General features: G+C 69.1%; 23 protein-coding genes. 13 read left to right on the top strand and 10 right to left on the bottom strand.

All coding sequences use genetic code 11. The features are described from left to right. The first annotated feature begins 467 nt into the window (after positions 1-467). Positions 468-1,526, top strand: a complete 1,059-nt coding sequence (locus tag EWH70_RS19660; RefSeq protein ID WP_130476899.1) for a flavin-containing monooxygenase — start codon at positions 468-470, stop codon at positions 1,524-1,526. Here the strand turns inward: EWH70_RS19660 and EWH70_RS19655 are convergent. Next, the gene (locus tag EWH70_RS19655) at positions 1,509-2,309 is read right to left on the bottom strand and encodes a cyclase family protein (RefSeq protein WP_130476898.1); all 801 of its coding nucleotides are present in this window, start codon (positions 2,307-2,309) and stop codon (positions 1,509-1,511) included. The two genes, EWH70_RS19660 and EWH70_RS19655, sit on opposite strands and share 18 nt — an antisense overlap. A 61-nt stretch (positions 2,310-2,370) precedes the next feature. Here EWH70_RS19655 and EWH70_RS19650 point away from each other — a divergent pair, with 61 nt between their 5' ends. Next, positions 2,371-3,771: a PepSY-associated TM helix domain-containing protein gene (locus tag EWH70_RS19650; RefSeq protein ID WP_240687082.1), complete on the top strand. Its 1,401-nt coding sequence runs from the start codon at positions 2,371-2,373 to the stop codon at positions 3,769-3,771. Here EWH70_RS19650 and EWH70_RS19645 read toward each other — a convergent pair. The 4 genes from EWH70_RS19645 to EWH70_RS19630 all read right to left on the bottom strand — a co-directional run bounded on the left by EWH70_RS19645 (position 3,719) and on the right by EWH70_RS19630 (position 8,102). After that, positions 3,719-4,213, bottom strand: coding sequence for a GNAT family N-acetyltransferase (locus tag EWH70_RS19645; RefSeq protein WP_130476897.1), 495 nt, complete (start codon positions 4,211-4,213; stop codon positions 3,719-3,721). The two genes, EWH70_RS19650 and EWH70_RS19645, sit on opposite strands and share 53 nt — an antisense overlap. An 85-nt stretch (positions 4,214-4,298) precedes the next feature. Beyond that, positions 4,299-5,024, bottom strand: coding sequence for an SDR family oxidoreductase (locus EWH70_RS19640; RefSeq protein WP_130476896.1), 726 nt, complete (start codon positions 5,022-5,024; stop codon positions 4,299-4,301). Between the two features lie 164 nt (positions 5,025-5,188). Then, on the bottom strand, positions 5,189-6,451 hold the full coding sequence (locus EWH70_RS19635) for an HNH endonuclease signature motif containing protein (protein ID WP_240687081.1): 1,263 nt from the start codon (positions 6,449-6,451) through the stop codon (positions 5,189-5,191). Positions 6,452-6,662: 211 nt separating this feature from the next. Then, on the bottom strand, positions 6,663-8,102 hold the full coding sequence (locus EWH70_RS19630; protein WP_130476895.1) for an Nramp family divalent metal transporter: 1,440 nt from the start codon (positions 8,100-8,102) through the stop codon (positions 6,663-6,665). 97 nt (positions 8,103-8,199) lie between these two features. On the opposite strand from EWH70_RS19630, the gene EWH70_RS19625 reads away from it, so the two are divergent. The 3 genes from EWH70_RS19625 to EWH70_RS19615 are packed head-to-tail and all read left to right on the top strand — an operon-like array spanning position 8,200 to position 11,071. Next, entirely contained in the window at positions 8,200-8,835 is a 636-nt protein-coding gene (locus tag EWH70_RS19625) for a histone deacetylase (RefSeq protein ID WP_240687092.1), read from the top strand. Positions 8,836-8,861: 26 nt separating this feature from the next. Next, positions 8,862-9,644 (top strand): AraC family transcriptional regulator, encoded by a 783-nt coding sequence (locus EWH70_RS19620; RefSeq protein WP_130476893.1) that lies wholly within the window; start codon positions 8,862-8,864, stop codon positions 9,642-9,644. A 20-nt stretch (positions 9,645-9,664) separates the two neighbouring features. Continuing rightward, positions 9,665-11,071, top strand: a complete 1,407-nt coding sequence (locus tag EWH70_RS19615) for a pyridoxal phosphate-dependent decarboxylase family protein (RefSeq protein ID WP_130476892.1) — start codon at positions 9,665-9,667, stop codon at positions 11,069-11,071. Here EWH70_RS19615 and EWH70_RS19610 read toward each other — a convergent pair. Then, the gene (locus EWH70_RS19610; RefSeq protein WP_130476891.1) at positions 11,068-11,670 is read right to left on the bottom strand and encodes a DUF6506 family protein; all 603 of its coding nucleotides are present in this window, start codon (positions 11,668-11,670) and stop codon (positions 11,068-11,070) included. The genes EWH70_RS19615 and EWH70_RS19610 overlap by 4 nt on opposite strands. Before the next feature lie 95 nt (positions 11,671-11,765). On the opposite strand from EWH70_RS19610, the gene EWH70_RS19605 reads away from it, so the two are divergent. Beyond that, positions 11,766-12,254 carry a MarR family winged helix-turn-helix transcriptional regulator gene (locus tag EWH70_RS19605; RefSeq protein WP_130476890.1) on the top strand — a complete coding sequence of 163 codons (489 nt, stop codon included), beginning with the start codon at positions 11,766-11,768 and terminating at the stop codon, positions 12,252-12,254. Here EWH70_RS19605 and EWH70_RS19600 read toward each other — a convergent pair. After that, positions 12,234-14,075 carry a hypothetical protein gene (locus EWH70_RS19600; RefSeq protein ID WP_130476889.1) on the bottom strand — a complete coding sequence of 614 codons (1,842 nt, stop codon included), beginning with the start codon at positions 14,073-14,075 and terminating at the stop codon, positions 12,234-12,236. The genes EWH70_RS19605 and EWH70_RS19600 overlap by 21 nt on opposite strands. 102 nt (positions 14,076-14,177) lie before the next feature. On the opposite strand from EWH70_RS19600, the gene EWH70_RS19595 reads away from it, so the two are divergent. The 5 genes from EWH70_RS19595 to EWH70_RS19580 all read left to right on the top strand — a co-directional run bounded on the left by EWH70_RS19595 (position 14,178) and on the right by EWH70_RS19580 (position 18,115). Then, complete coding sequence (locus EWH70_RS19595; protein ID WP_240687080.1) at positions 14,178-14,540, top strand: cupredoxin domain-containing protein; 363 nt, start codon at positions 14,178-14,180, stop codon at positions 14,538-14,540. Continuing rightward, positions 14,537-15,841 (top strand): hypothetical protein, encoded by a 1,305-nt coding sequence (locus EWH70_RS19590; RefSeq protein WP_240687079.1) that lies wholly within the window; start codon positions 14,537-14,539, stop codon positions 15,839-15,841. The genes EWH70_RS19595 and EWH70_RS19590 overlap by 4 nt, the downstream gene beginning before the upstream one ends. A gap of 12 nt (positions 15,842-15,853) precedes the next feature. After that, entirely contained in the window at positions 15,854-15,985 is a 132-nt protein-coding gene (locus tag EWH70_RS36515) for a hypothetical protein (RefSeq protein ID WP_276320566.1), read from the top strand. Between the two features lie 22 nt (positions 15,986-16,007). Beyond that, complete coding sequence (locus EWH70_RS19585; RefSeq protein WP_130476888.1) at positions 16,008-16,661, top strand: response regulator transcription factor; 654 nt, start codon at positions 16,008-16,010, stop codon at positions 16,659-16,661. A 125-nt stretch (positions 16,662-16,786) separates the two neighbouring features. Beyond that, positions 16,787-18,115: an Nramp family divalent metal transporter gene (locus EWH70_RS19580; RefSeq protein WP_130476887.1), complete on the top strand. Its 1,329-nt coding sequence runs from the start codon at positions 16,787-16,789 to the stop codon at positions 18,113-18,115. A 4-nt stretch (positions 18,116-18,119) separates the two neighbouring features. Here the strand turns inward: EWH70_RS19580 and EWH70_RS19575 are convergent, their stop codons facing one another. Next, positions 18,120-19,364, bottom strand: a complete 1,245-nt coding sequence (locus tag EWH70_RS19575) for an MFS transporter (RefSeq protein WP_165436337.1) — start codon at positions 19,362-19,364, stop codon at positions 18,120-18,122. A 27-nt stretch (positions 19,365-19,391) separates the two neighbouring features. After that, positions 19,392-20,063: a GntR family transcriptional regulator gene (locus EWH70_RS19570; protein ID WP_130476886.1), complete on the bottom strand. Its 672-nt coding sequence runs from the start codon at positions 20,061-20,063 to the stop codon at positions 19,392-19,394. A gap of 66 nt (positions 20,064-20,129) precedes the next feature. Here EWH70_RS19570 and EWH70_RS19565 point away from each other — a divergent pair, with 66 nt between their 5' ends. Further along, entirely contained in the window at positions 20,130-20,537 is a 408-nt protein-coding gene (locus EWH70_RS19565; RefSeq protein ID WP_165436336.1) for a VOC family protein, read from the top strand. Next, on the top strand, positions 20,534-21,718 hold the full coding sequence (locus EWH70_RS19560; protein ID WP_130476884.1) for an amidohydrolase: 1,185 nt from the start codon (positions 20,534-20,536) through the stop codon (positions 21,716-21,718). The genes EWH70_RS19565 and EWH70_RS19560 overlap by 4 nt, the downstream gene beginning before the upstream one ends. Before the next feature lie 6 nt (positions 21,719-21,724). Here the strand turns inward: EWH70_RS19560 and EWH70_RS19555 are convergent, their stop codons facing one another. After that, the gene (locus EWH70_RS19555) at positions 21,725-22,303 is read right to left on the bottom strand and encodes a YdeI/OmpD-associated family protein (protein ID WP_130476883.1); all 579 of its coding nucleotides are present in this window, start codon (positions 22,301-22,303) and stop codon (positions 21,725-21,727) included.

The raw sequence follows: 22,303 nt of genomic DNA, 5'->3' as shown, positions 1-22,303 counted from the left end.
TGGCCGCTCTTATCGCCTGACCGGCGGGAGGTCGGGACCAGCAGGGAGCGAGACAACGGCGGGGCGCGTCGAACGCCCCCGGCTATGTCGCCTGTGGGGTGACACCGTTGTCACACTGCCTCGCCTTCAACCCGGGCGTCCCGCTGGCGGCTCCGCGGGCTCGCGCTTCCGACGAAATGCGTCCAACTTATGCAGCGGTCCGACAAAAGTTAAGGCCCAAACGGACTAACGGGCGCGACATTTAGTGGACAAGGTCAAACTTGACCGGCTGAACCTACGTGGATAGCTCACCGAAGGGAAGGGTCCGGACGCGCCCGCGGGCGTCGTCCTGCAAGCGCTTCCAGGAAGCTGACGCTCCGTCCCCGGACGGCTACAGCGCGCTCCTGCTTTCTGCTGGCATCCGGGTGAACCGGGTTGCGCGAGAAATTATTTGCACCTCGCCGGGCGAAATGTCCAGACTCGGGTGAGTGGAGAAGGTGATCGTCATCGGAGCCGGCCAGGCCGGTCTCGCAGCTGCCAGAGCCCTGCTTGCCCACGGCGTACGTCCACTGGTTCTGGAAGCCGGCCCGGAAGCGACCGGTTCGTGGCCGCGCTACTACGACAGCCTGCAACTGTTCAGTCCGGCCCACATCAACTCCCTGCCGGGCCTGCCGTTCCCCGGGAACCCGAACCGCTTCCCCACCAAGTACGAGGTCTCGGACTATCTGCGTGACGGGATGGCGAAGACGGACTGCGAACTGCGCACCGGGACCCGGGTGACGTCGGTCGACCGAGTACGCGGCGCCTATGTGGTGCGGACCGACTGCGGCAACGAGTTCGTCACCCGTGCCGTGGTCGCCGCCACGGGGCAGTTCGACAACCCCTACCGCCCGGAGTTGCCCGCGCTCGGCAACTACACCGGCACCGTGCTGCACGCGGCCGACTACCGCCGGCCGGAGCCGTTCGCCGGCCAGCGAGTCGTCGTGGTCGGCGCCGGCAACAGCGCCGTGCAGATCGCGGCCGAACTGGTGGAGCACGCCGAGGTGACGCTGGCATCCCGCTCGCCCGTCCAGTACGCCACCCGTAAGCCGCTGGAACCCGACGCCGGGGCCTGGTTCTGGAAGATCATCACCGTCGCGTCCAGGATCCCGCTGGGGAGCCGGGTCAAGCACAGCTCCATTCCGGTGATCGACATCGCCGGTTACCGGGCGGCCATCGAAGCCGGCCGGCCCGGTCGGCGTCCGATGTTCACCGAGGCGGACGGTACGGTCCTGCGCTGGCCGGACGGCCGGTCCGAGCACGTCGACACGATCCTCTTCGCCACCGGTTACCGCCCCGCACTGGAATACCTGCGTCCGCTCGGCGCTCTCGACGCCAGCGGCATGCCTGCTCACCGCAACGGGATCTCCCGTACGCATCCCGGACTGGCATTTGTCGGCATGGAGTACCAGTGGGGCGTCCTGTCCGCCAGCCTGTACGGCGTCGGCCACGACGCACGGTATGTCGCCCGGCGTCTGACCGGGGTCCGGTCATCCTGCTGGCCGTGACGGAGGCTCGCCGTCGTCGAAGACCGCGACCGCGCGGGTCCAGCCCGCCGATGCGGCATGGATCTTCACCGGGAAGCAGGACACCTCGAAGCCCGTCGACGGCAGCGCCTCGAGGTTGTGCAGCTTCTCGATGTGGCAGTACCCGATCTCCCTGCCTGCCCGGTGACCTTCCCAGATGATCGAGGCATCGTGTTCCTCGGCGAAGCGACGTGCGGTGTAGGAAAAGGGCGCGTCCCAGCTCCAGGCGTCGGTCCCGGTGAGCCGCACGCCCTGGCGCAGCAGATGCAAGGTCGCGTCCCGGCCCATTCCGCAGCCTTTGGCGAGGTAGTCGTCCTCGCCGTAGCGGGTACCCGCACTGGTGTTGACCACCACGATCTCCAGCGGGCTCAGGGTGTGCCCGATCCGGTCGAGTTCGGCGTCGATGTCGTCGGGGGTCACGACGTAGCCGTCCGGCAGGTGCCGGAAGTCCAGCTTCACCCCAGGTTGGAGGCACCATTCCAGCGGCACCTCGTCGATGGTTATGGCCCGCCTGCCGTTGTCCATTGTGGAGGCGTAGTGGTAGGGAGCGTCCAGGTGTGTGCCGCAGTGCGTGGTGAGCCGGATCCATTCCAGCGCCCAGCCCTCGCCGTCGGGTAGATCGGCCTTGGTCGCGCCCGGGAAGAGCGACAGCATCTGATCGACGGTGTCGTCGTGCGCGAGATACTCGATCTCCGGGCACATGCCCGGAGGATCGGACGGGATGCCCGACTTCAACGGGACCGAGATGTCGACGAACGTGCGCATGCCGTCAGCCAACCACATCTCGCCCGGGAACTTTCCGGTCGTCGCGGACGACTCGTTAGCTGTGACCACCGATGACCTCGCCGAACGCCCCACCCAGGCGCGCGCTTCGCTGCGCCCGCTGCTGTTGCGCCTGCACTTCTACGCCGGCGTGCTCGTCGGCCCCTTTCTGCTGGTCGCGGCACTGAGCGGGCTGTTCTACGTGTTCACTCCGCAGCTTGAGCGCGTCGTGTACGACCACGAGCTGCAGGTGCCTGCCGGCGAGGTGACGCTGCCGTTGCAGCGGCAGATCGACGCCGCGGCACGAGCCGTCCCCGACGCCACCGTCGTCCGGGTACGGCCGGGGGGCGAGCCGACCAGCACCACGCAGGTGATCTTCAGCAGGCCGGACCTCGAGCCCAGCCACTGGCTGACCGCCTACGTCGACCCGTACACAACACAGGTGCGCGGTGTGCTGGAGACCTACGGTTCCAGTCAGGCGACCCCGCTGCGCACGTGGGTGGACGAGTTGCATCGGGGGCTGCACCTCGGCGACGTCGGCCGGCTGTACAGCGAGCTGGCGGCGAGTTGGTTGTGGGTGGTCGTACTCGGCGGGCTCGTGCTGTGGTGGTCGCGGGTGCGGCGCCGCCACGGCCGGGGCCGGCTGCTGCTGCCGGACCGCCGGGCGAGCGGTCGCCGTCGCGTCATCTCGTGGCACGCGGCCACTGGGACCTGGATCGCGGCGGTGCTGCTGTTCCTGTCGGTGACCGGCCTGACCTGGTCCCAATACGCCGGCGAGACGATCACCGATCTGCGTGCGGCCCTGTCCTGGGAGACGCCGACGTTGTCGACGAGCCTGTCGGAGCACGCAGAGCACGGTGGCCATGCCGGTCACGAGGGGCACACCGGCACCGCCACCGGTCCGGACGTCGGGCCCGACCGCGTCCTGGCCGCCGCCCGTGCGTCCGGCCTCGACGGACCGGTGGAGGTGACGCCACCGTCTGCCGAAGGTGAGGTCTACCTCGTCAAGCAGATCACCAACAGCTGGCCGGTGAAGCAGGACAGTGCCGCCTTCGACCCGGCCACCGGGCAGTTGCTCGAAGCGTTGCGGTTCGACGACTACCCACTGGGCGCCAAGCTGGCGCGCTGGGGAATCGACGCCCACATGGGACTGCTGTTCGGGCTCGCGAACCAGATCGTGCTCGCAGCGGTTTGCCTTGCTCTGGTGGCGGTGATCTGCTGGGGCTACCGCATGTGGTGGCATCGGCGGCCGACCCGCGACCGATTCGGCGTAGGCAGACCGTTTCCCCGGGGCGCCTGGCGTGCGGTCCCTCGCTGGGCGCTCGTGCCGCTGGTCGTGGCAGCCGGGTTCGTCGGGTGGTTCCTCCCCGTGTTCGGTGTGAGCTTGCTGGCGTTCCTCGTCGTGGACGCGCTCAGCGGGATGCTTGCCCGACGTCCTTCACGTAGCGGTGCGCGGGAACGGTAATCGGGCCGTCCTCATGGGGAGCCGCGTGATCGAAGATGCCTTCGTCGATCCAGCCACGGCGTTCATAGAACCGGCGGGCCCTCGCGTTGCCAGCTACGACAGCAAGCCATGCACGGCCGTGGCCCGCCTCGCGGACCAGCCGCTCGGCTTCGTCCAGCAACAAAGCGGCGACGCCGTGTCCCCGGTGTTCCTCGGCGACGTAGACCTGCTCGACCTCATCGCCGATGACCATGACGAAGCCCGCCACGGCACCGTCGACGGTGGCGACGACAGTGTCACCGACATGTTGCGCTGCACGGGTGTCGAAGGACTCCCTCGTACGGGCCACGAGCAGCGCATCGGGAACGTTGCCGAGATGGGCATCACGCCAGCCGGCGTACCAGATCCTTGCGATGGTGGCCCCGTCAGCCGCGGTCGCCGGGCGAATAGCGACGATCGACATCGGCTGAGTTTAGAACGAGCGGTTCGAGGCTCTAGCACGTCCGCCCGACCGTTCCCGCTAGCAACTCGCACCGATTCCTTCCTGCTTAGACGATTCCACCGTTGGCGCGCAGCACCTGACCGTTGACCCAGCGCGCGGGCCCGGCGAGGAACGAGACGACCTCGGCGATGTCCTCCGGCCTGCCGAGCCGCTCCAGCGGAGCCTGACCTGCCAGCCGGGCGACCGTCTCCTCGTCCTTGCCGTCGAGGAACAGGGCAGTTGCCGTCGGCCCGGGCGCGACTGCGTTGACCGTGATGTCCCGGCCACGCAGCTCCCTGGCGAGAATCAACGTTATCGCCTCCACCGCTCCCTTCGACGCGGCGTAAGCCGCGTAACCAGGCATCCCCAGCCCCAGTACCGACGACGAGAAGTTGATGATGGCGCCGCCCGTTCGGACCCGGCGAGCCGCCTGCTGGTCGACGACGAACGTGCCACGAATGTTCGTGCGGTGCATGCGATCCATCGCGTCGAGGGCGAGTTCAGCCAGTGGCGCCAGGTGCATGACGCCGGCTGCGTGCACAACAACGTCGATACCCCCGAACGCGCTCTCAGCCGTGTCGAACAGGACCTTGACGGCGACCTCATCGCCAACATCGGCCTGAACCGCGATCGCCTGACCGCCACCGGCGGTGAGGGTTTCGACCACATCGTGTGCTTCCTTGGCGTTTCCGCCGTAGCCGACGACGACGGCGAAGCCGTCCTCCACGAGCCGCTCGACACTCTGCCTGCCAATGCCACGAGAACCACCGGTGACGATCGCTACCCGGGTCATGAACTCTCCTTATCGTCGCAACCGACATGATGTTACCAACGATAACACACCTGATAACATGACTCTGTTATCGTCGTTACTGCGCCTCACGCTGCGCATGGGTCGCGCACCGCCGGAGAGCTCAGCCGCCGCCCATCACGCAATGTGGTTCTCATGACCTTCCGTCACGGAGGTGCGGCGGCTCGTGGCTCATGGAGCGGCACCAGCCGACTCACGTGCCGGCTTCCGCCCGGAGTCGTGATGACCACGTCTCCGTTCTCGGCCACGTGTTTCCATCCCGGGGTGTGCTTGATCCGGTGATGTCGTTTGCAGTACCCGTGAAGCTGAGCCACGTCGGTCGTCCCGCCTCGGCTCCACGGCTTGTTGTGGTCCAGCTCCGCGAAGTGAGCTGGCCGATGACAGCCGGGATGCCGGCACTCGCGGTCGCGGATGCGAAGAAACTCGTCAACGGTAGCCGTCGGTCGATATCGGCGCCGGCCGAGTTCGATCGGCTGCCCGGTCGCAGGCTCGGTGATGATGCGACGCAGGACGGCACCGGGTGTGGCGACCAGGTCACGGGCAAGGCTCGCCGAGATGGGGCCGTGCCCAGCCAGGTCGGCTGGATTGTCGTTGAGCTTCGCCAAGGTGAGGTAGTCGAGGTAGACATAGACCTCAGCCTTCGGTGGCGTACCGCCTGTTCCGGTTAGCAGCAGGTCAAGCGCGACATCGCTGCGGAGCTGGTCCAGTTTCCGTGGTTCATCCTTGGTCTTCAGCGCCTTCGCCATGTTGTCGATACGCGTATACGCAGCGACGGCACGCTCCACCGGTGCGTCCACCAACAACAGGTCGGCCACGCCGGCGCCGTTGTGCACGAGGTGCACGGCCCGCTGCTCGCGGCGCTTTCGCGTACGCCGGGCAAGCCCTTCAGGGTCGGCTTTGGCTGCGGCGTAGCACGCAGCACGGCGGGCACTCAATGGGTTCTTTCCAACTAACCGGCTTTCGAGCACCGCATCGACCTCACGGACTGCCGATTCGGACAGCCAGGAGGTCGCCTCACACACCTTGCCCGCGGTGTAGAAGCGCACCTTTCCTGCCCGCATCAGTCCCATGACCTTGGGCAGGCGTGAACGCAGCGATCGCGCATGCGAGAGTTCGCGGGTGGCCTGGTTCTCAGTTATCGCCAGCACCAGGGCAAGTTCCGCCGCACCATCCCGCTCGCTTCCACACAGGTCACCGAACATGGCGAGGGCGTCAGCCCTTACCGCCTCCAACTTCGCCAGCTGCGCGTCCACGGCAGCGAGCAGTCGCACAGCGGCGCGCCGCGAGTACTTCTCCGCGAGCCCAGCACTGGCCCGTTCGAGCAGCGTCGACGCCCGACCTTCCAGTACATGCACGACCTCCTCTTGGTACATGTCCATTGATTCCATGGGATCCGCTCTTGTGCCCATGATTTCAACATAACCCCTCCGACGACAGATTCGTCGCCCGTTCCGCGCGAATGGGCCATTCACGAAAGCCACTTACGCGAACGGACCGTTCGCATTCTTCGACGATTGCGGTTTTGACCCCGACGAGTCGCACGAGTAGCGTTGACGACATGACACGGGACGGGGCGCCGCCACGGGCGCAAAACTCCCCGCAGGACCTACACTCCCACCGTCATCCGCCGAAGAGCTTGGCACCTTGATCGATGACAGTGAGCACGCTGAGCACACCGAAGAGCAGGAAGGACCACGCCAGCGCCACCATCCTGCCGGAGCCGATACGTATCTGCTTCGGCAGGGTTCGGCGGTTGAGCACCATCAGCAAGGCCGAGTAGACGAACATCATCATGCCGCCAACCGATGCTGAAATGACGAGCAAAACCAACGGCTGCCCGAATCCAGCGAGCAGGATCACGCAACCGACCAGGATCAGGAGCCACACCAGGAGGAAATACAGAGTGGATTCCTTGACTCGCCGGGCGTAGGACGTCTTGATCACGTCCGCGACCAGCCGCGCGGTGTAGTCCACAATTCCGAGAGCAGCTGCGAAGAGCGAAACAGCTCCCACAAGCCAGAACAAGGTGCCGAACCAACCACCAACGGTCGCCGCCAGCTGCTCGCCCTCGATTCGAAGAAAACCGATGCCGTTGGGCAGGTCATCGCGGCCGAACACCGTTGAATAGGCAAGTAATGAGGTGAAAAGGATGGACACGAACGTGATCAGCACAAACGTGTACAGCTGTTCCCTGTTGGCGAAGCGCCACCACGCTCGCCATCGGGTCAAGTTCTCCTCTGTCGGCTCGAAGACGAACCCCGTACTCGGTGCGGCCTCCGGCTTTCCGGTGACGGGGCTCGCGATCCTGGGTACGTACCGCCCCATGCCGAAGCCCTTGTCACGGATCCAGTTGCTCTGCACGAGGTTCTGCCCGCCACCCGCGCCGGCGAACGCAAGGGCACCCAGCAGCAGGGCGAAACCCAGCTCCTCCGCGGGCAATCCAGCATCGGTAATGATCGTCGGCAGGTCGTTCCACGCGTCTGCCGAGATCGCCACGAACGCACCGACCCCCAGCAGGACGACAACGGCGGCGACCTTGAGCATCTCGACGCGTTCGAGCGCGACATAGACAATGGGCGCGAGAGTGAGAATCAACCCGATGGCCACCAGCATGCCGACGGCGATCCAGGTGACGCTTCCGCCCCAGAGGTAGGTCACCAAGGTGGCCGAGCTCGTCACCCAGCCCGGCCACAGGTTGGCCAGAATCGTCAGAACGGCGAACACCAGACCCCAGTGCCGCCAGTACCGGCTGAACCCGGTGAGAGCGGTCTCCCCCGTCGCCAGGGTGTACCGCTCGATCTCCATGTTGAGGAAGTACTGCGTCACCACGCCGACCAGTGCGGCCCAGACGAAAACCAGGCCGACCTGTGAGGCGATGTACGGAAACAGGATGAACTCACCGGAGGCGAGCCCGACACCCGCGGCGACGACGCCCGGCCCGATGATTCGCCAGGTCGATGTCGGCGGCTCAGGTAGCTGTGCGACCTTCGGGCGCGCCAGCACCCGCGCCGGGAAACGGTCCGCCACCGAGTTCGTCGCTTCGTCGCGTTCACTCGTCATCGCCGCGCCCTTCGACGTGGAAGATTCGCGGACCATACCGGATAGCCGGCCGTTCCCACCAGAACAGCCACGGCGCCCGATGGACAATGGGTGGGTGATGGACGATGCGGCGAGGCAGCCCGAGTGGGTCTGGTACGTCAGCTACGGCTCCAACATGGCTCGTCGCCGTTTCGACTGCTACTTGTCGGGCGGCACCCCGCCTGGGGCCCAGCGGATCTACCCCGGTTGCCGCAACCGCACCGCACCCACCCGGATACGCCCGTGCTCGATTCCCGGTGGGGTCTACTTCGCCACCTACTCCCCCGTCTGGAACGGCGGGCGCGCGTTCCTCGACGTGGCGCTTCCCGAGACCACACCGGCCACCGCCTACCTGATCACCGCCGGCCAGTTCGCGGACGTCGCCGCTCAGGAGATGTATCGCGATCCCGGCGCCGACGTCGACCTGCGGGCGGTGTTGACCAACGGCAGGGACCAACTGGGCCCCGGACGGTACGAAACGCTGCAGTACCTGGGAAACGTCGACGGCTACCCGTTACTCACCTTCACCGCGCCTTGGTCAGCGGCTGACGTCGAACCTGTACCGCCCTCGGCCGCGTACCTGCGCATGCTCGCCATCGGGCTTCGTGACACCCACGGCTGGACGGTCGCCGATACCGCCGAACATCTCGCGCACCGTCCCGGGGCTCGCGGCAACTGGACGGCCGGATCGATCGCCGCGGCGATCAGCTCGTAGCCGTCGGCAACACGTAACCTGACGACATGGAGGAGTTCGCGCACTACAACTGGCACCAGGCGATGAGTGGCTTGGCGATGCTGCACGCGCGGTTCCTGCACCACGAGTTCAGCAGGCACGCACACGACACCTACACGATCGGTGTACTGGACAGCGGCAGAGAGGAGCTGCGGTACGGCCGCGACACCGAGTACGCAGGCGCTGGCGCGATCGTGCTGATCAACCCCGAGATCGTCCACACCGGACGGTCAGTGGACGAGTACGGCTGGTCCTACGTCGCGCTGTATCCGCCGGTCTGGCTGGTACGTTCGCTGCTGGGCGCACAACCGGTGTTCACCTCGAGAATCGTGAACGACCCGCGGCTGGCCCGCCAATTGCGAGCACTGCCGAACGCGGACGCGGACGATCTCACGATCGTCCTTCGGCGACTGTTCGCGGAACACGCGACGCCGTACACCGACCCCGAGGCTGGACCGGGCTTGGCTCAGGAGGCGCAGCAGTTGCTGTTGGACCAGTTCCGCGACCCTCCTGGACTCGCCGAACTGGCTTCCAGATTCGGCGTGAGTCAGTACTCGGTGTTGCGTGCGTTCCGGCATCGCTATGGCATGCCACCACATGCCTACCTCAACCAGTACCGGGTTGGGCTCGCCCGGCGGCTCATCGAGCGCGGCCACCCACTGCCCGACGTCGCCACCGAGGTGGGATTCGTCGACCAGGCCCACCTGACACGACACTTCCGCAGGATGGTGGGAACGACACCAGGCCGCTACCAGCGAGCGGCGCAAGAACGTACAAGACCGCTCGGTTGAGTTCGCCTACGTTCGGCCAGGTGTTACCGCTCGAATCGTCACCCGCCGAACTGCGCTCACTCGGCTCCGCGGTCCTCGACGCCGCGGTGGACTTCCTCGAATCACTCGGCGCCCGGCCCGCCCACGATCCCCGGTCGTTCACCCAGGACGTCGCGATCACCGGCGAAGCGCAACCACTTGCCGAGGTGCTGGCCACCGCCCTGCGCGCCGCCGAAAGCGGTGTGGAGACCGCCGGGCCGCGCTACCTCGGCTACATCCCGGCGGGCGGGCTGGTCAGCTCGGCGGTCGCCGCCCTGCTCACCCAGGTACTCAACAGATACGCGACGGTGGCCGACCTCGCCCCCGGCCTGGTCGCCATCGAGCAGAGCGTCCTCGACTGGCTGACCACGGAGTTCGCCTTGCCCTCGACCGCCGGCGGCCTGCTCACCACGGGCGGATCCGCGGCCACGCTGTCGGCCGTCGTCGCGGCGCGCGAACACCACCTCGGCGACGAATCCCGCGGCGCGACGCTCTACGTCAGCGGCCACACGCACCTGTGCGTCGCGAAAGCCGCGAGAGTAGCCGGGCTTCCCCGCGACTGCGTCCGCGTCGTGCCGGTGGATGACCGGCTACGAATGGACCCGGACGCGGCAGCCCGGATGATCGCCGCCGACCGGCGGGCAGGGCGACAGCCGTTCCTGCTCGCCGGAACAGCGGGTACCACCGACACCGGCGCCGTCGATCCGCTGACGGACCTGGCTGCGCTGGCCCGCCGGGAGAACCTGTGGTTCCACGTCGACGGCGCCTACGGCGGCGCGTTCCAGCTCACCGAACGCGGGCGTGAACGCCTGGCGGGCGTCGAACTGGCCGATTCGATCGTCCTGGATCCGCACAAGGGCCTGTTCCTGCCCTACGGCCTGGGCACGCTGCTGGTCCGCGACACGGCGACGCTGGTCGCCGCCCATCGGCACGACGCACCGTACCTGCAGGATCTCGGGGACGGCACCGGGCTGCCCGACTACGCCGACCACGGCGTCGAGCTGACCCGGGAGCATCGCGGTCTCCGGCTGTGGCTACCGCTGCGGCTGCACGGCGTGCAGGCGTTCCGGGACGCCCTCGACGAGAAGCTGGACCTCGCCGAGCACACCTACCGCGAACTGGGGGCGATGCCCGGCATCGACGTGCCATGGCACCCGAGCCTGTCCACCGTGGCCTTCCGCTGTGCCGCGGGTGACACCGCCACTCGCGCCGTCTTCGACGCGATCCGCCGGGACGGCCGGGTGTTCCTCACCAGCACGACGATCGGCGGCCGGTTCCACATCCGGCTGTGCGTACTCAGCCATCGCACCCACGCCGAGCACGTCGACGAGGCGCTGGCCGCCGTCCGTGCCGCTTGCTCATCGACGGCGGCCATGACGAGGTCACCACGTCGCCTGCCGACGCCCTAGAAAGCCGCCTTGTACGCGGCCGCACCCTCGATCGAGTCGAACGGCCAGCTGACGAGACTGACCGGCACCCGGTCTCCGACCTCCGCGGCGACCCGAGCCGCGGTGATCAGTGAGGTACCGCCGCAGATCTCGATCAGTTCGGCACCGCCGTCGACGAGTTCGGCAGCGACACGAGCCGCCGAATCCGGGTCCGGCGCACCGACGACGGTGGTGCTGCCCTCGGCCCCGTGATCACGGACGAGTCGCTGGGTTCCCGCCGGATCCGATCCCGGCTCGTCGTAAATGGTGACCGTTCGGCGCGGTGACGCCTTCTCCTTCACCGCGGGGCCGTACCCGGCCACGCCGACCGGTACCCGCCCGGCGACAGCTTCGATGACCGGCGCCGCCGAGGCCAGGTCGAATCCGCGGTACAGCTCGATCAGCCTGATCCCGTCGGCCACGAGTTGACCGGCCACGGCCGCGGCAGCCGCGGCGTCGGGCACCCACACGAGCACGGTACGGCTACCGGTCCGCTCGAGCACCTGGCGATCCGAGCCGTCAGCGGGAGCACCCGGCCGAAGGAAAAGGAAGGCTCCGTCCAGCGTCTCCTCGTTGCGCATCTCAACCTCCACGATCAGCTTGGCATTAACTTGATACCAAGCTAACTGGCGAGCCGAGCCGGTTATTCCGTTCGCCGCGAGGTAGTGTCTGGCGAGTGTCGGAGGATGCCGTGGACCGGATGGTCCGGGAGTGGACCGTGCGGGAACCCGGACGGGACGTCACACCGCTGGAGGTCGTCGGGCGACTGCTCATCGCCGCGGGGCAACTGCAGCGGGACATCGTCGCGGCGCTGCGGCCGCTGCACCTGAGTTACGGGGACTTCGACGTGCTCAACACCCTGCGCCGCCGGGGTCCCCGCGGCGGCGTGCACGCCGGGGACCTGGCCAAGGCGTCCCTGATCACCACCGGCGCGATGACGTCACGACTGGACCGCCTGGAAAACGCCGGCCACATCCGCCGGACCACCGACCGGCACGACCGCCGTGGCGTCATCGTCCACCTGACGGCGAAAGGTGAGCGCCTCGCCAAGCAGGCACTCGACGCGGTGCTCACGGTCGACCGCGACTTCCTCGAGCCCCTGGACGGCGAGGGCCGCACAGCCCTCGCCGCGACGCTCAAGCAGTTACTCGTTCGCCGCGGCTGACGCCGTGCGGACCCTCCCTGCCGGGACCACCGAAGCCGCGGTGTAGAGCCAGGCGAACAACAACCACATCGCGGCGAAGATCAGGCCGACCGTGACGTAGGCGACGGTCCACAGCACAGCGGGAGTCTCGCTCTTGCGCTCGCGCTGGAGGAACTCGATCTCCGACATGAACGGCCGGGGGCCCGACGCCGCCTCGATGGCCGGCGCGCCCGCCGCCGGGTCGTCCGGGGCGTACACCGGCGCGAGCGCCAGCATCCGGTTCGCGGTGTGCAGCCTGATCCCGGTCTTCCAGGCGCCGTACACCGGCAACGGCTCGGCCGTCCGGTAGCGCCCTTCGCCGAGCGGCACCAGCGGCGCACTGAAGAAGTCGCCACCCTGCCACGAGAAGCCGTTGAGCCAGATCGCCGACTCCGCCAGTTCGGGGTCGCTGATGCGGACGGTCGCGTCGACCCAGCGCGGCTGGCCGCCACCGTGCGGGTTGGACACCGGCAGCCCGTTCGCGGACTCGGTCAACGTCACGTCGGCGGCCAGGCCGGCGGGCGGATCCTGCGGGACCACCACCGCGGACAACAGCGCGACCGCACCCAGCGCCCCCACTACGCCGCCGGCGTGACGCAGCCGGAACCCGCCGGGACGGCGCTCGACCGGACCGGTGGCGATGTCCTCGACTCGCTGGTACTGCCAGGCCCCGATCAGGCAGCCGGCCACCGCGGCCGCGGTACCGAACAACAGGAACAACCCGAGCTGCCCGGCGGGCCACGGGTCGGGCGACAGCCACCGCGACAGCGCCCACTCGCCGAGCAGACCGGCGGTACCTACGCCGATTCCGGCCAGAACCGCGCTCCGCAGCACGCCGGCACGCCCGGCGACGAGCACCACCACCTCGATCACCACGGCCTCGGCGACGTAGGGCAGCAGGGACGCGACGTGCAGGTCTGCGGCGAACGGAATGACAGCGAACAGCAGCCGGGAGGCGAGGAAGATCGCCAGCACGATCAGCGTGCCGCCCGGCCCCCAGGCGAGCCGGCCGTAGAGCAGGGTCCAGCCCGCGATCAGCCCGACCAGCACCACCTGCGCCAGCATCGGGAACTGCGGTACACCGAGGTCGAACTCCATCAGGAACGCCGATGCGCCCATCATCCACGCCCCGGCGAGCACCGGACCGAGGATCCGCACGAGCGGACCGTTCGCGCCGACCTGGCGGGCTTCGGCGAGCAACAGCTGCAACCCGATCACCACGCCGATGCCGCCGCCGATCATCAGCACGTGCGTCGGACCCCATTCCGTGACGTCCTGGCCGAACAGCCGGTGCCACACGTCGTCCAGGGGGAACCCGGCCACGCCGACCAGTCCGGTGGCCATCATCTGGACGCTGCCCATCGGAACCCGCCAGTACGGGCCGATCGGGAAGGTACGGGCCGGCAGCCTGCCTTTCGCCAGCCCAGCGCTGAGCACGCCACTGGCGAAGATTCCCATCAGTCCGAAGTAGATCGGGTAGTGCGACGGGTTGGCCAGCGGTCCCTCGTCACGCCCCAGTTCCATGTGGATGGGCACGTCCCAGTAGACGCCGACCAGGGCGGACAGTCCGGACAGGCCGGCGACCCCCATCGGCAGCGCCGCCCAGCGCGGCAGCCCGGTCCATTCGGCGACCTGGTCGGCGAACCGGCCGACCACCGTACGGTGCCCGGCACGCTCGCGGAGCACGAACAACGCCAACGGCAGGAACACGGCGAAGAACATCAACCCCGCGATGGCGATCTGACCGATCTCCGCTCCACCCGCGGGCGGACTGGGCTGCTGCGCGAACGTCCCGAGTGTCACTTCCGGCGCCTTCCGGACGATGATCTATGTGTTACCTTTAGTAACAGTTACCGAGGTTAGCATGTTACCTTCGGTCGCACCAAGACCTCTGGAGGACCCATCGTGAGCAGGTCAGCCCGTCTCCTGTGGATCGTGCCGGCACTCGTTGCCGCCGCCTGCGGCTCCGGTGAGACGGCGCAACCGGCGCCGCCCACCGAAACGTCGGCACACAGGTTCGCGATGGCAGGGGGCCACCGCACCGAGGGGCCCGACCGGATCGAGGTCACCGTCGGCTCGCCGGTACGCATCGAGGTCACCTGCGACGCCGACGACGAACTACACGTCCACGGCTACGACAAGGCCGCACAGTGTGGCCCCGGCGCACCGGCGGCGCTGACCTTCACCGCCGACGTACCAGGCGTCTTCGAGGTCGAGATGCACGCCAGCGGACCGTTGACACAGCTGCGGGTGCAGGAACCGCGGTGACCGGCACGTACCTGGCCCACGGGCTCGGCGGCCGCTCGGATCTGCCGGTCCCGCTGTGGCTGGCCCTCTACGCCGGGGCCGCTGCCGTACTGGTGTCGTTCGCGGCACTGGTCGTGCTGTGGACGAAGCCGCGGCTGCGTGGTCGCCAGGGCGGCGTACCGCTGCCCGCTGCCGTCACCCGGGCCGCGGACTCCCCCGTGGTCCGGACGGCGGTGCGAGTGCTCGGCGTCCTGGCCCTCGCCGGGTTCCTCGCCGTCGCCTGGGGTGGCCCGGCGTCCTCGGCCGACAATCCCGCACCGGCGTGGTTCTACGCCTGGTTCTGGGTCGGCCTGGTCGCCCTCTCGCTGGTGCTGGGACCGGTGTGGCGAATGGCCAATCCGCTGCGCACGCTCGCGTCGATGGTCCGTTCGCGCGCGAACCGCCCACTGCCCGCACGGATCGGTTACCGGCCGGCCACCGCGGGAATGCTGGCGTTCCTCTGGCTGGAACTGGCCTTCCCGCACTCCGACGCGCCACGTGCCGTCGCGGTGTTCGTGACCGTCTACGCCCTCGTGCACCTCGTGGCCGGGGTCGTGTACGGGCCCGCCTGGTTCGACCGCGCCGACACCTTCGAGGTCTACTTCGGACTCGTCGCGGCGCTGTCACCGATCGGCAGGCGCGACGACGGCAGGCTGGTGCTGCGCAATCCGCTCGACGGCCTGCTCACCGTCGACCGCGCGCGGGGACTGACGCCGTTCGTGCTGGTGGTCCTGGGATCGACGGCGTTCGACGGCCTCACCCGCCTTCCGGTGTGGACCGATACCACCAGGGAGCTGGGCGGTGTGGCCTCGGCGCTGCTGGCCACGGCCGGCCTGGCCGCGGCGATCGGCCTGGTCTCCGGCGCCTACGCGGGCGCGATCCGGCTCACCCGGCCGTTCCTGCGCCGGGGAACCGAGCCCTACCGCGAGTTCGCCCACTCGCTCGTCCCGATCATGGTCGGATACACGGTGGCGCACTACTTCTCGTTCGCTGCCTTCGAGGGCCAGCAGGGGGTGCTGCTGGCGACCGACCCGTTCGGCCTCGGCTGGGACCTGTTCGGGACGGCCGGTACGGCGGTCGACTACACCGCGGTACCCGTCGCGGTGATCGCCGCCGTGCAGATCGCCGGGATCGTCGCCGGCCACGTGCTGGGTGTCGTATCCGCCCACGACCGTGCGCTCGGCGTGCTGCGGAGGGACCATGTCAAGGCGGGCCAGTACCCGGTACTGGCCCTGATGGTCGGCTACACGGCCGTCGGCATCTACCTGGTCTCGGGAGCGTGACACGTGCACGTGGTGCGGATGCACCAAGGCGGCTGGGACGAGATCATGCTCTTCACCGGCCCGGTCGCCATCATCGTGCTGCTGATCGTGCTTGCCCGCCGCCAGGCCCCGCCGCCTGACGACGACGACACCGACGACGAGTGACCGCGGGTGCGACACTGTCCGGATGCACGTGCTGGTCGTCGAGGACGACGACGGGGTGGCCGCGGCGGTCACCGACGCCCTGGTGTCGGCGGGACACGGCGCCGTGCGGGCCCGGCAGGCGGCCGAGGCCGCCGCGCTGCGCAGGGAAGCCGACCTCGTGCTGCTCGACCTCAGCCTGCCCGACGGTGACGGGCTGACCCTGCTGCGCGACATCCGCCGCTCGTCCGACGTTCCGGTGCTGGTAGTGACGGCCCGCTCGGCCGAGCGCGACATCGTGCGCGCCCTGCGCCTGGGCGCCGACGACTACCTGGTCAAACCGGTCCGGCTGCGCGAACTGCTTGCCCGCATCGACGCGGTCGCCCGGCGCTCGCCCGCCCGGGCGGAACCGGGCATCGTGGATGTCGGCGACATCCGGATCGACCTGGCCGCCGAACGGGTCACTGCGGGCAGCACCGAGGTGAACCTGACCGGCAAGGAATACGGCATCCTCGCCGCACTGGCCCGCCGGGCGGGCCGCGCCGTCAGCAGGCAGACCCTGCTGGAGGAGGTGTGGGGGCAGTCCGGCCCGTCGGTGTCCCGGTCACTTGACGCACACCTGGTGGCCTTGCGGGGAAAGCTCGGCCGGCCGGGCCTGCTGACCACTGTCCGGGGGTTCGGCTACCGGCTCGGGGGCTGAGTAGCGCCGCCGAGTCCCATCCGTTACGAAGACAGTCCTAAGAACCGGTGAAGACCGGCGTGACGGGCCGCACAGCGTTCCTACGGTGTCGGCACACATCTCCGGCGCAACGAGGAGCAGGAGCGATGGAAACGTCTGCCACGACGAAGGACCCGCAGGCCACACCACCGACGGGCAAGGCGCGATTCCGCGGGCTGGGGCCGGGCTTGCTGGCCGCGGCGACCGGCGTCGGCGCGGGCGACCTCGTCGCCACCATGGTGGCCGGAGCGCAGTACGGCATGCTGCTGCTCTGGGCGGCGATCATCGGCACGGTCCTCAAGCTGGCCCTCGGTGAGGGTGTCGGCCGCTGGCACTTGGCTTCGGGCACGACCCTGCTCGACGGCTGGCGCAGGCTCGGCCGCTGGGCGACCGGGTTCTTCGGTCTCTACATCGTGGTGTGGGGCTTCGTCTACGGCGCGACGGCCATGTCGGCCGTCGGGCTGCCGCTCAACGCGCTGTTCGGCGGGCTCGCCGTGCGCGAATGGGCCATGATCGCCGGCGTCGTCGGCCTGGTGCTGGTGTGGATCCAGCGCTATCACCTGTTCGAGAAGTTCATGACCGTCCTGGTCCTGATCAAGTTCGCCTCGGTGGTCTCGGTGGCCTTCCTGGTCGCGCCCGACCTCGGTGACCTGCTCACCGGCCTGACGTTCCGGCTGCCCGAGGGGTCGACGGTGTACGTACTCGGCCTGATCGGCGGCGTGGGCGGCACGATCACCATGGCCGCGTACGGCTACTGGATGTTCGCCAAGGGCTGGAAGGGCACCGGCTGGCTGTCGATGATGCGGCTGGACAACGCCGTCGGCTACATCATGACCGGCATTTTCGTAGTGGCCATGCTGATCGTCGGGTCGACCATCCTGTTCGGACAGAAGCTCACCCAGTCCGACAGCGGCCTGCTGGTGCTCGGCAACGCACTCGGCGACCGGTACGGCCAGTGGGCGCGGATCCTGTTCCTGGTCGGCTTCCTCGCGGTCACGACGACGTCGCTGCTGGGGGTGTGGAACGGCGTGAGCCTGCTGTTCGCCGACTGGACCCGCACCATCCGGCTGCCGCACGGACGCCGCGCGGAACTGGAGACCGCCGTGGTGCCAGGGGAATCCGACGGCAAGCGCGGCGCCGCCTACAAGGCCACCGCGGCCGAGCGGTCGCTTCCGTTCCGGGGTTACCTGCTCTGGCTGACGTTCCCGCCGATGATCCTGCTGTTCCTGGACCGCCCGTTCGGGCTGACCCTGGTGTACGGCGTGCTGGGCTCGGTGTTCATGCCGTTCCTCGCCATCACTCTGATGCTGCTACTGAACTCGAAGCGGGTCGAACGGGACGGCCGCTCCCGCTGGCTGTCCAACGGGCTGCTCGGCGCGGCTTCGGCGCTGTTCCTGTTCCTGCTGATCACCGACCTGATCGAGCGCTTCGGCTGACCGATCAGGCGTCTCGACCCCGGGCCCGCACCGAGAACCGCCGCAGGCCCGGGGTCGCCGCACCGACCAGCACCACCCCGGCGACGGCCAGCAGGCCCCCACTGGACAACGCGACGGCACCCGACGTCGCACCCGCGACCAGACCGCCTCGCAGGTTGCCCAGCTCGGGTCCGGCCTGGCCGATGATCTGCTCCGCCGCCATCACCCGGCCACGCATACCGTCCGGCGTCGCGAGTTGCACGATGGTGCTGCGCGACACGACCGCCACCGTGTCGGCCGCCCCGGCGACCACCAGCAGCGCGAGTCCTGTCCACGCGTCGGGCGCGATGCCGAACAGGGCCAGCGCGACGCCCCAGGTGGCCGAGGCCGCCAGCACGACCCAGCCCGTGCGCGGCTGCCGGGTGAACGTCCCGGACAGAACCGACGCCGCCACCCCGCCCACCGCGACCGCGGAGAGGAACAGGCCGAGCGTGCGCGGGTCACCACCGAACCGTTCGGCGTTGACCAGCGGAAACAGGCTCATCGGCATCGCGAAGACGGTGGCGGCCAGGTCGGTGAGCAATGCGCCGCGGACGACCGGGGTGCGGACGAGGAACGTCAGGCCGTCCGCCACCCCGCGCAGCCCGGGCCGGGCCGGGTCACCGTCCGGCCGCATCGGCGGCAGACCGAACGCCCCGTAGAACGCCAGGCCGAACAGGACGGCGTCGATCAGGTAGCAGACACCGGCACCCCAGGCACCCAGGACGACACCTCCGAGCGCGGGCCCGGCCAGCATCGCGCCCTGGAACGAGATCCGGTTCAGTGCGAGCCCCGCCGCAAGCCGGGTCTCCGGCAGCAGGCGCGGCAGGAACGTCCGCGCCGCCGGGCCGGCGCCCGCCCCGAAACTGGACTGCGCCGCCACCAGCAGTAGCACCACGACGACCGGTACGCCGCCGGTGAATCCCTGCACCGCCAGCAACACCGCGCACGCCGCCTGGCCGATCACCATGACCAGGTAGAACGACCGGCGGTCCACCCGGTCGATCACCGTCCCGGCGAACAGACCGAACAGGATGACCGGTATCGCCTGCGCTAGACCGACGAATCCGGTCCACACCGGACTGTTCGTGGCCTCCCACACCTGGAACAACACGGCGACCAGCGACATCTGCCCGCCGAGCCCGGAACAGGTCTGGCCGATCCAGAGCCTGCGGAAAGCGGGTGCCGAACGCAACGGGCCCACGTCGACGAGCAGGCTGACGATCTTCACCGACGAAATATAACAGTGCTTATATTCCTAGCCCAGCCGCTCGGCGAGATCGTCGACCAAGCCGCCGATGTGCCCGCGCAGGAACGTGGCGACCAGTTCGGCGTCGCGCATGCGCACCAGGGCCAGCAGATTCTCGTGTTCGGCCAGCAGCGGGTCCGGCGAGGTGTAGTACCGCCGGTGCAGGCGGAAGGTATGCAGGACAGGCAGGCGCATGCCGTCCCACAACCGCTGCAGGCGGGCGACCCCGGACAGCTCGTAGAAGACGGCGTGCAACTCCATGTCGGTGGTGACCAGCGCGCTCCAGTCGCCGGCCTCCGCGGCGCCGCGCATCGCGCCGAGCCGTTCCGCCAGGCACTGTTCGAGCTGGTCCGGACCGCGGTGCAGGGCGAACTCCGCCGCGACCGGCTCGACAGCCTGGCGGATCGCCACGGTCTCGCGGGCCTCGGCGGCCGTGAGGGTGGCGACCTGGACACCCCTGCGGCCGTGCGGCACCACGAGTCCCTCGGCACGCAACTGCCGCAGCGAGTCGCGGATCGGGCCCCGGCTGGTGCCGAACCGGTCGGCGAGCTCCTGGACGATCAGCCGCCGCTCCGGCTCCAGTCCCCCGGACAGGATCAGGTCACGGAGTTCCCGGGTGATCGCGGCTCCCAGGGCACCCAGCGGCGCCGCGGACTTACTTTCGTCGACCAAATCCTTCACAGCGGTCGACTTTAGCGAGCTAGAGTCGGTCCTGGACTTATTTTGGTCGACGAATTAGGAGAGTCCGTGACAATCACGGGACTGGATCACGTCGTGCTGGTGGCGGACGACGTCGACGAGACGCTCGGCTGGTACGTCACGGTGCTCGGCGCACGGGTGCTGGATCTGGCCGAGTGGCGGCGGGGCGACGCCGAACACCCGGTACTGCACTTCGGCTCGTTCAAGATCAACGTCCATGCGGCGGACGGTGACCTGGCACCGCGGGCGGCACTGGCCCGGCCAGGGACGCTCGACCTGTGCTTCGTCTGGAGCGGCGACGTCGACGCGGCCCGTCGTCAGCTGACCGAGCACGGCGCGGCGATCGAATTCGGCCCGGTCGCCCAGCCCGGGGCTCGCGGCGACGGCACGAGCGTGTACACCCGCGATCCGAACGGCAACCTCGTCGAACTGATCTGCTACCCGGATCCGGCATGAACGGGGTGCACACCCGGATCGCGGCGGCGGTTCGCGACCTCGGCGATCGGCTGTGGGACGTGGCGACCGACCTGCACGCCAACCCGGAACTCGCCTTCGCCGAGCACTATGCCGCCGGGCGGCTGACCGCCGAGCTGAGCGCGGCGGGCTTCACCATCGACCGTCCGGTCGCGGGACTGGACACCGCGTTCACCGGCCGGTTCGGCGATGGCGGCCCCGCGACGGTGGCGCTGCTACTGGAGTACGACGCCCTGCCGGAGCTGGGACACGCGTGCGGCCACAACCTCATCGCCGCCGCGGGCCTGGGGGCGGCGCTGGCGCTGGCACACGCACTGCCGGAACCTGGCGGGACCGTGCTGGCCGTCGGCACACCGGCCGAGGAGGGCGGTGGCGGCAAGGTGATTCTCACCGAGCGCGGCGTGTTCGACGGTGTCGACGCGGCGTTGATGTTCCATCCCGCCGGCCACACCTGGACCTCGGCGACGCTGACCGCGTTCACCGAGATACGCATGACCATGCGGGGAAAGGCCGGTCATCCCACCGGTGATCGCGGCATCGCCGTCAACGCACTCGACGCGCTGCTCCGGGCGTTCCTGGCAGCCACGGCGGAGAACGACCGGCTGCCGCCCGGCGGCAACGTCCACGGCATCATCACCGCCGGTGGCACCAGGACGAATATCGTCCCCGACTACGCCGAGGCACGGCTCGCCCTGCGCAGCCCCACCACCGCGGGCCTGGACGGGTTGTGCGCGACGGTGACCGCCCACGCCCACCGCGCCGCCGCCGAAGTGGGCGCTGTCGCCGAGGTCGTGAGGGACGGCCCCGCTTACGACCATTTCCGCGCCAACGACCCGCTCGCCGAACGTTTCGGCCGCCACCTGGCCGCCGCCGGACTCCCGCCGGCGCCGTCCCGGCCGGAGGTCGTGGTCGGATCGTCGGACATCGGCAACGTCAGCACGGTCGTTCCCGCCATTCACCCGCTGGTGGCGATCGTCGACGAGGACGTCTCCGACCACACGCCCGAGTTCGCCGCTGCCGCCGCCGGTCCGCGGGCCCGCACGGCGTTGCTCGCGGCCACCGAGGCGCTGGCCCGCACCGCCGCCGACGTGCTGCTCGATCCCGGCCTCCGCGACGCGGCACACGCGGCGTTCGCACGCGAGCGGGACAACGACAGCCGCTGACCGACGTCACCGGGCCATCCGCACACCGGGGTGGTTGGCGCGGACGTTGACCGCGGCCAGTTCCACCGTGCGCGCGATCCGGCGCTGCCGGGTCGACGGCCGTTTCGCCGTCGCGATCCACTCCACGATCAACCGCCGCGACGACGGCGGGAAGCGCTCGAAATTGGCGTGTGCTGCCGGATCGGCCTCCAGCGCCGCGCGCAGGTCACCGGGCATCCCGCCGCCCCCGGCCGCGGCGTCCCAGGTGCCTGCCGCCTTGGCCTGGTCGATCACGGCCTGTCCACGTTCGGTCATCTGGCCGAGCTCGGTCATGCGAGCGGCCCGTTCGCGGTTCACCGCACTCCAGCTGCTGCGTGGCCGTCGCGGGGTGAACCGCAACCGCAGGCTGTGCCTGTCGTGCCGGCGGGCATGGCTGTCGATCCAGCCGAAACACAGCGCCTGCTCGATCGCCTCGCCGTACCGGACCCCGGCGACGCCGCTGTCGCGGTGCGGGATGACCAGCCATACCTCGGTCTCCGACCGGCCCGCAGTGGCGAGCCAGGCCCGCCACTGCGCCGCGTCGGCCACGCTGAGAATCCCGGCCAT

The organism is Amycolatopsis suaedae (assembly GCF_004214935.1).
GTDB classification, from domain to species: domain Bacteria; phylum Actinomycetota; class Actinomycetes; order Mycobacteriales; family Pseudonocardiaceae; genus Amycolatopsis; species Amycolatopsis suaedae.
Note: the sequence above shows the minus strand (reverse complement) of the source record. Positions and strands in the feature narration are given on the sequence as shown.

What these genes read in the sequence shown, in the direction of transcription:
- EWH70_RS19655 (WP_130476898.1), bottom strand. Translation starts at nt 2,309, where the DNA reads ATGCGCACGTTCGTCGACATCTCGGTCCCGTTGAAGTCGGGCATCCCG.
- EWH70_RS19645 (WP_130476897.1), bottom strand. Translation starts at nt 4,213, where the DNA reads ATGTCGATCGTCGCTATTCGCCCGGCGACCGCGGCTGACGGGGCCACC.
- EWH70_RS19640 (WP_130476896.1), bottom strand. Translation starts at nt 5,024, where the DNA reads ATGACCCGGGTAGCGATCGTCACCGGTGGTTCTCGTGGCATTGGCAGG.
- EWH70_RS19635 (WP_240687081.1), bottom strand. Translation starts at nt 6,451, where the DNA reads ATGGGCACAAGAGCGGATCCCATGGAATCAATGGACATGTACCAAGAG.
- EWH70_RS19630 (WP_130476895.1), bottom strand. Translation starts at nt 8,102, where the DNA reads ATGACGAGTGAACGCGACGAAGCGACGAACTCGGTGGCGGACCGTTTC.
- EWH70_RS19625 (WP_240687092.1), top strand. Translation starts at nt 8,200, where the DNA reads ATGGACGATGCGGCGAGGCAGCCCGAGTGGGTCTGGTACGTCAGCTAC.
- EWH70_RS19620 (WP_130476893.1), top strand. Translation starts at nt 8,862, where the DNA reads ATGGAGGAGTTCGCGCACTACAACTGGCACCAGGCGATGAGTGGCTTG.
- EWH70_RS19610 (WP_130476891.1), bottom strand. Translation starts at nt 11,670, where the DNA reads ATGCGCAACGAGGAGACGCTGGACGGAGCCTTCCTTTTCCTTCGGCCG.
- EWH70_RS19585 (WP_130476888.1), top strand. Translation starts at nt 16,008, where the DNA reads ATGCACGTGCTGGTCGTCGAGGACGACGACGGGGTGGCCGCGGCGGTC.
- EWH70_RS19580 (WP_130476887.1), top strand. Translation starts at nt 16,787, where the DNA reads ATGGAAACGTCTGCCACGACGAAGGACCCGCAGGCCACACCACCGACG.
- EWH70_RS19560 (WP_130476884.1), top strand. Translation starts at nt 20,534, where the DNA reads ATGAACGGGGTGCACACCCGGATCGCGGCGGCGGTTCGCGACCTCGGC.
- EWH70_RS19555 (WP_130476883.1), bottom strand. Translation starts at nt 22,303, where the DNA reads ATGGCCGGGATTCTCAGCGTGGCCGACGCGGCGCAGTGGCGGGCCTGG.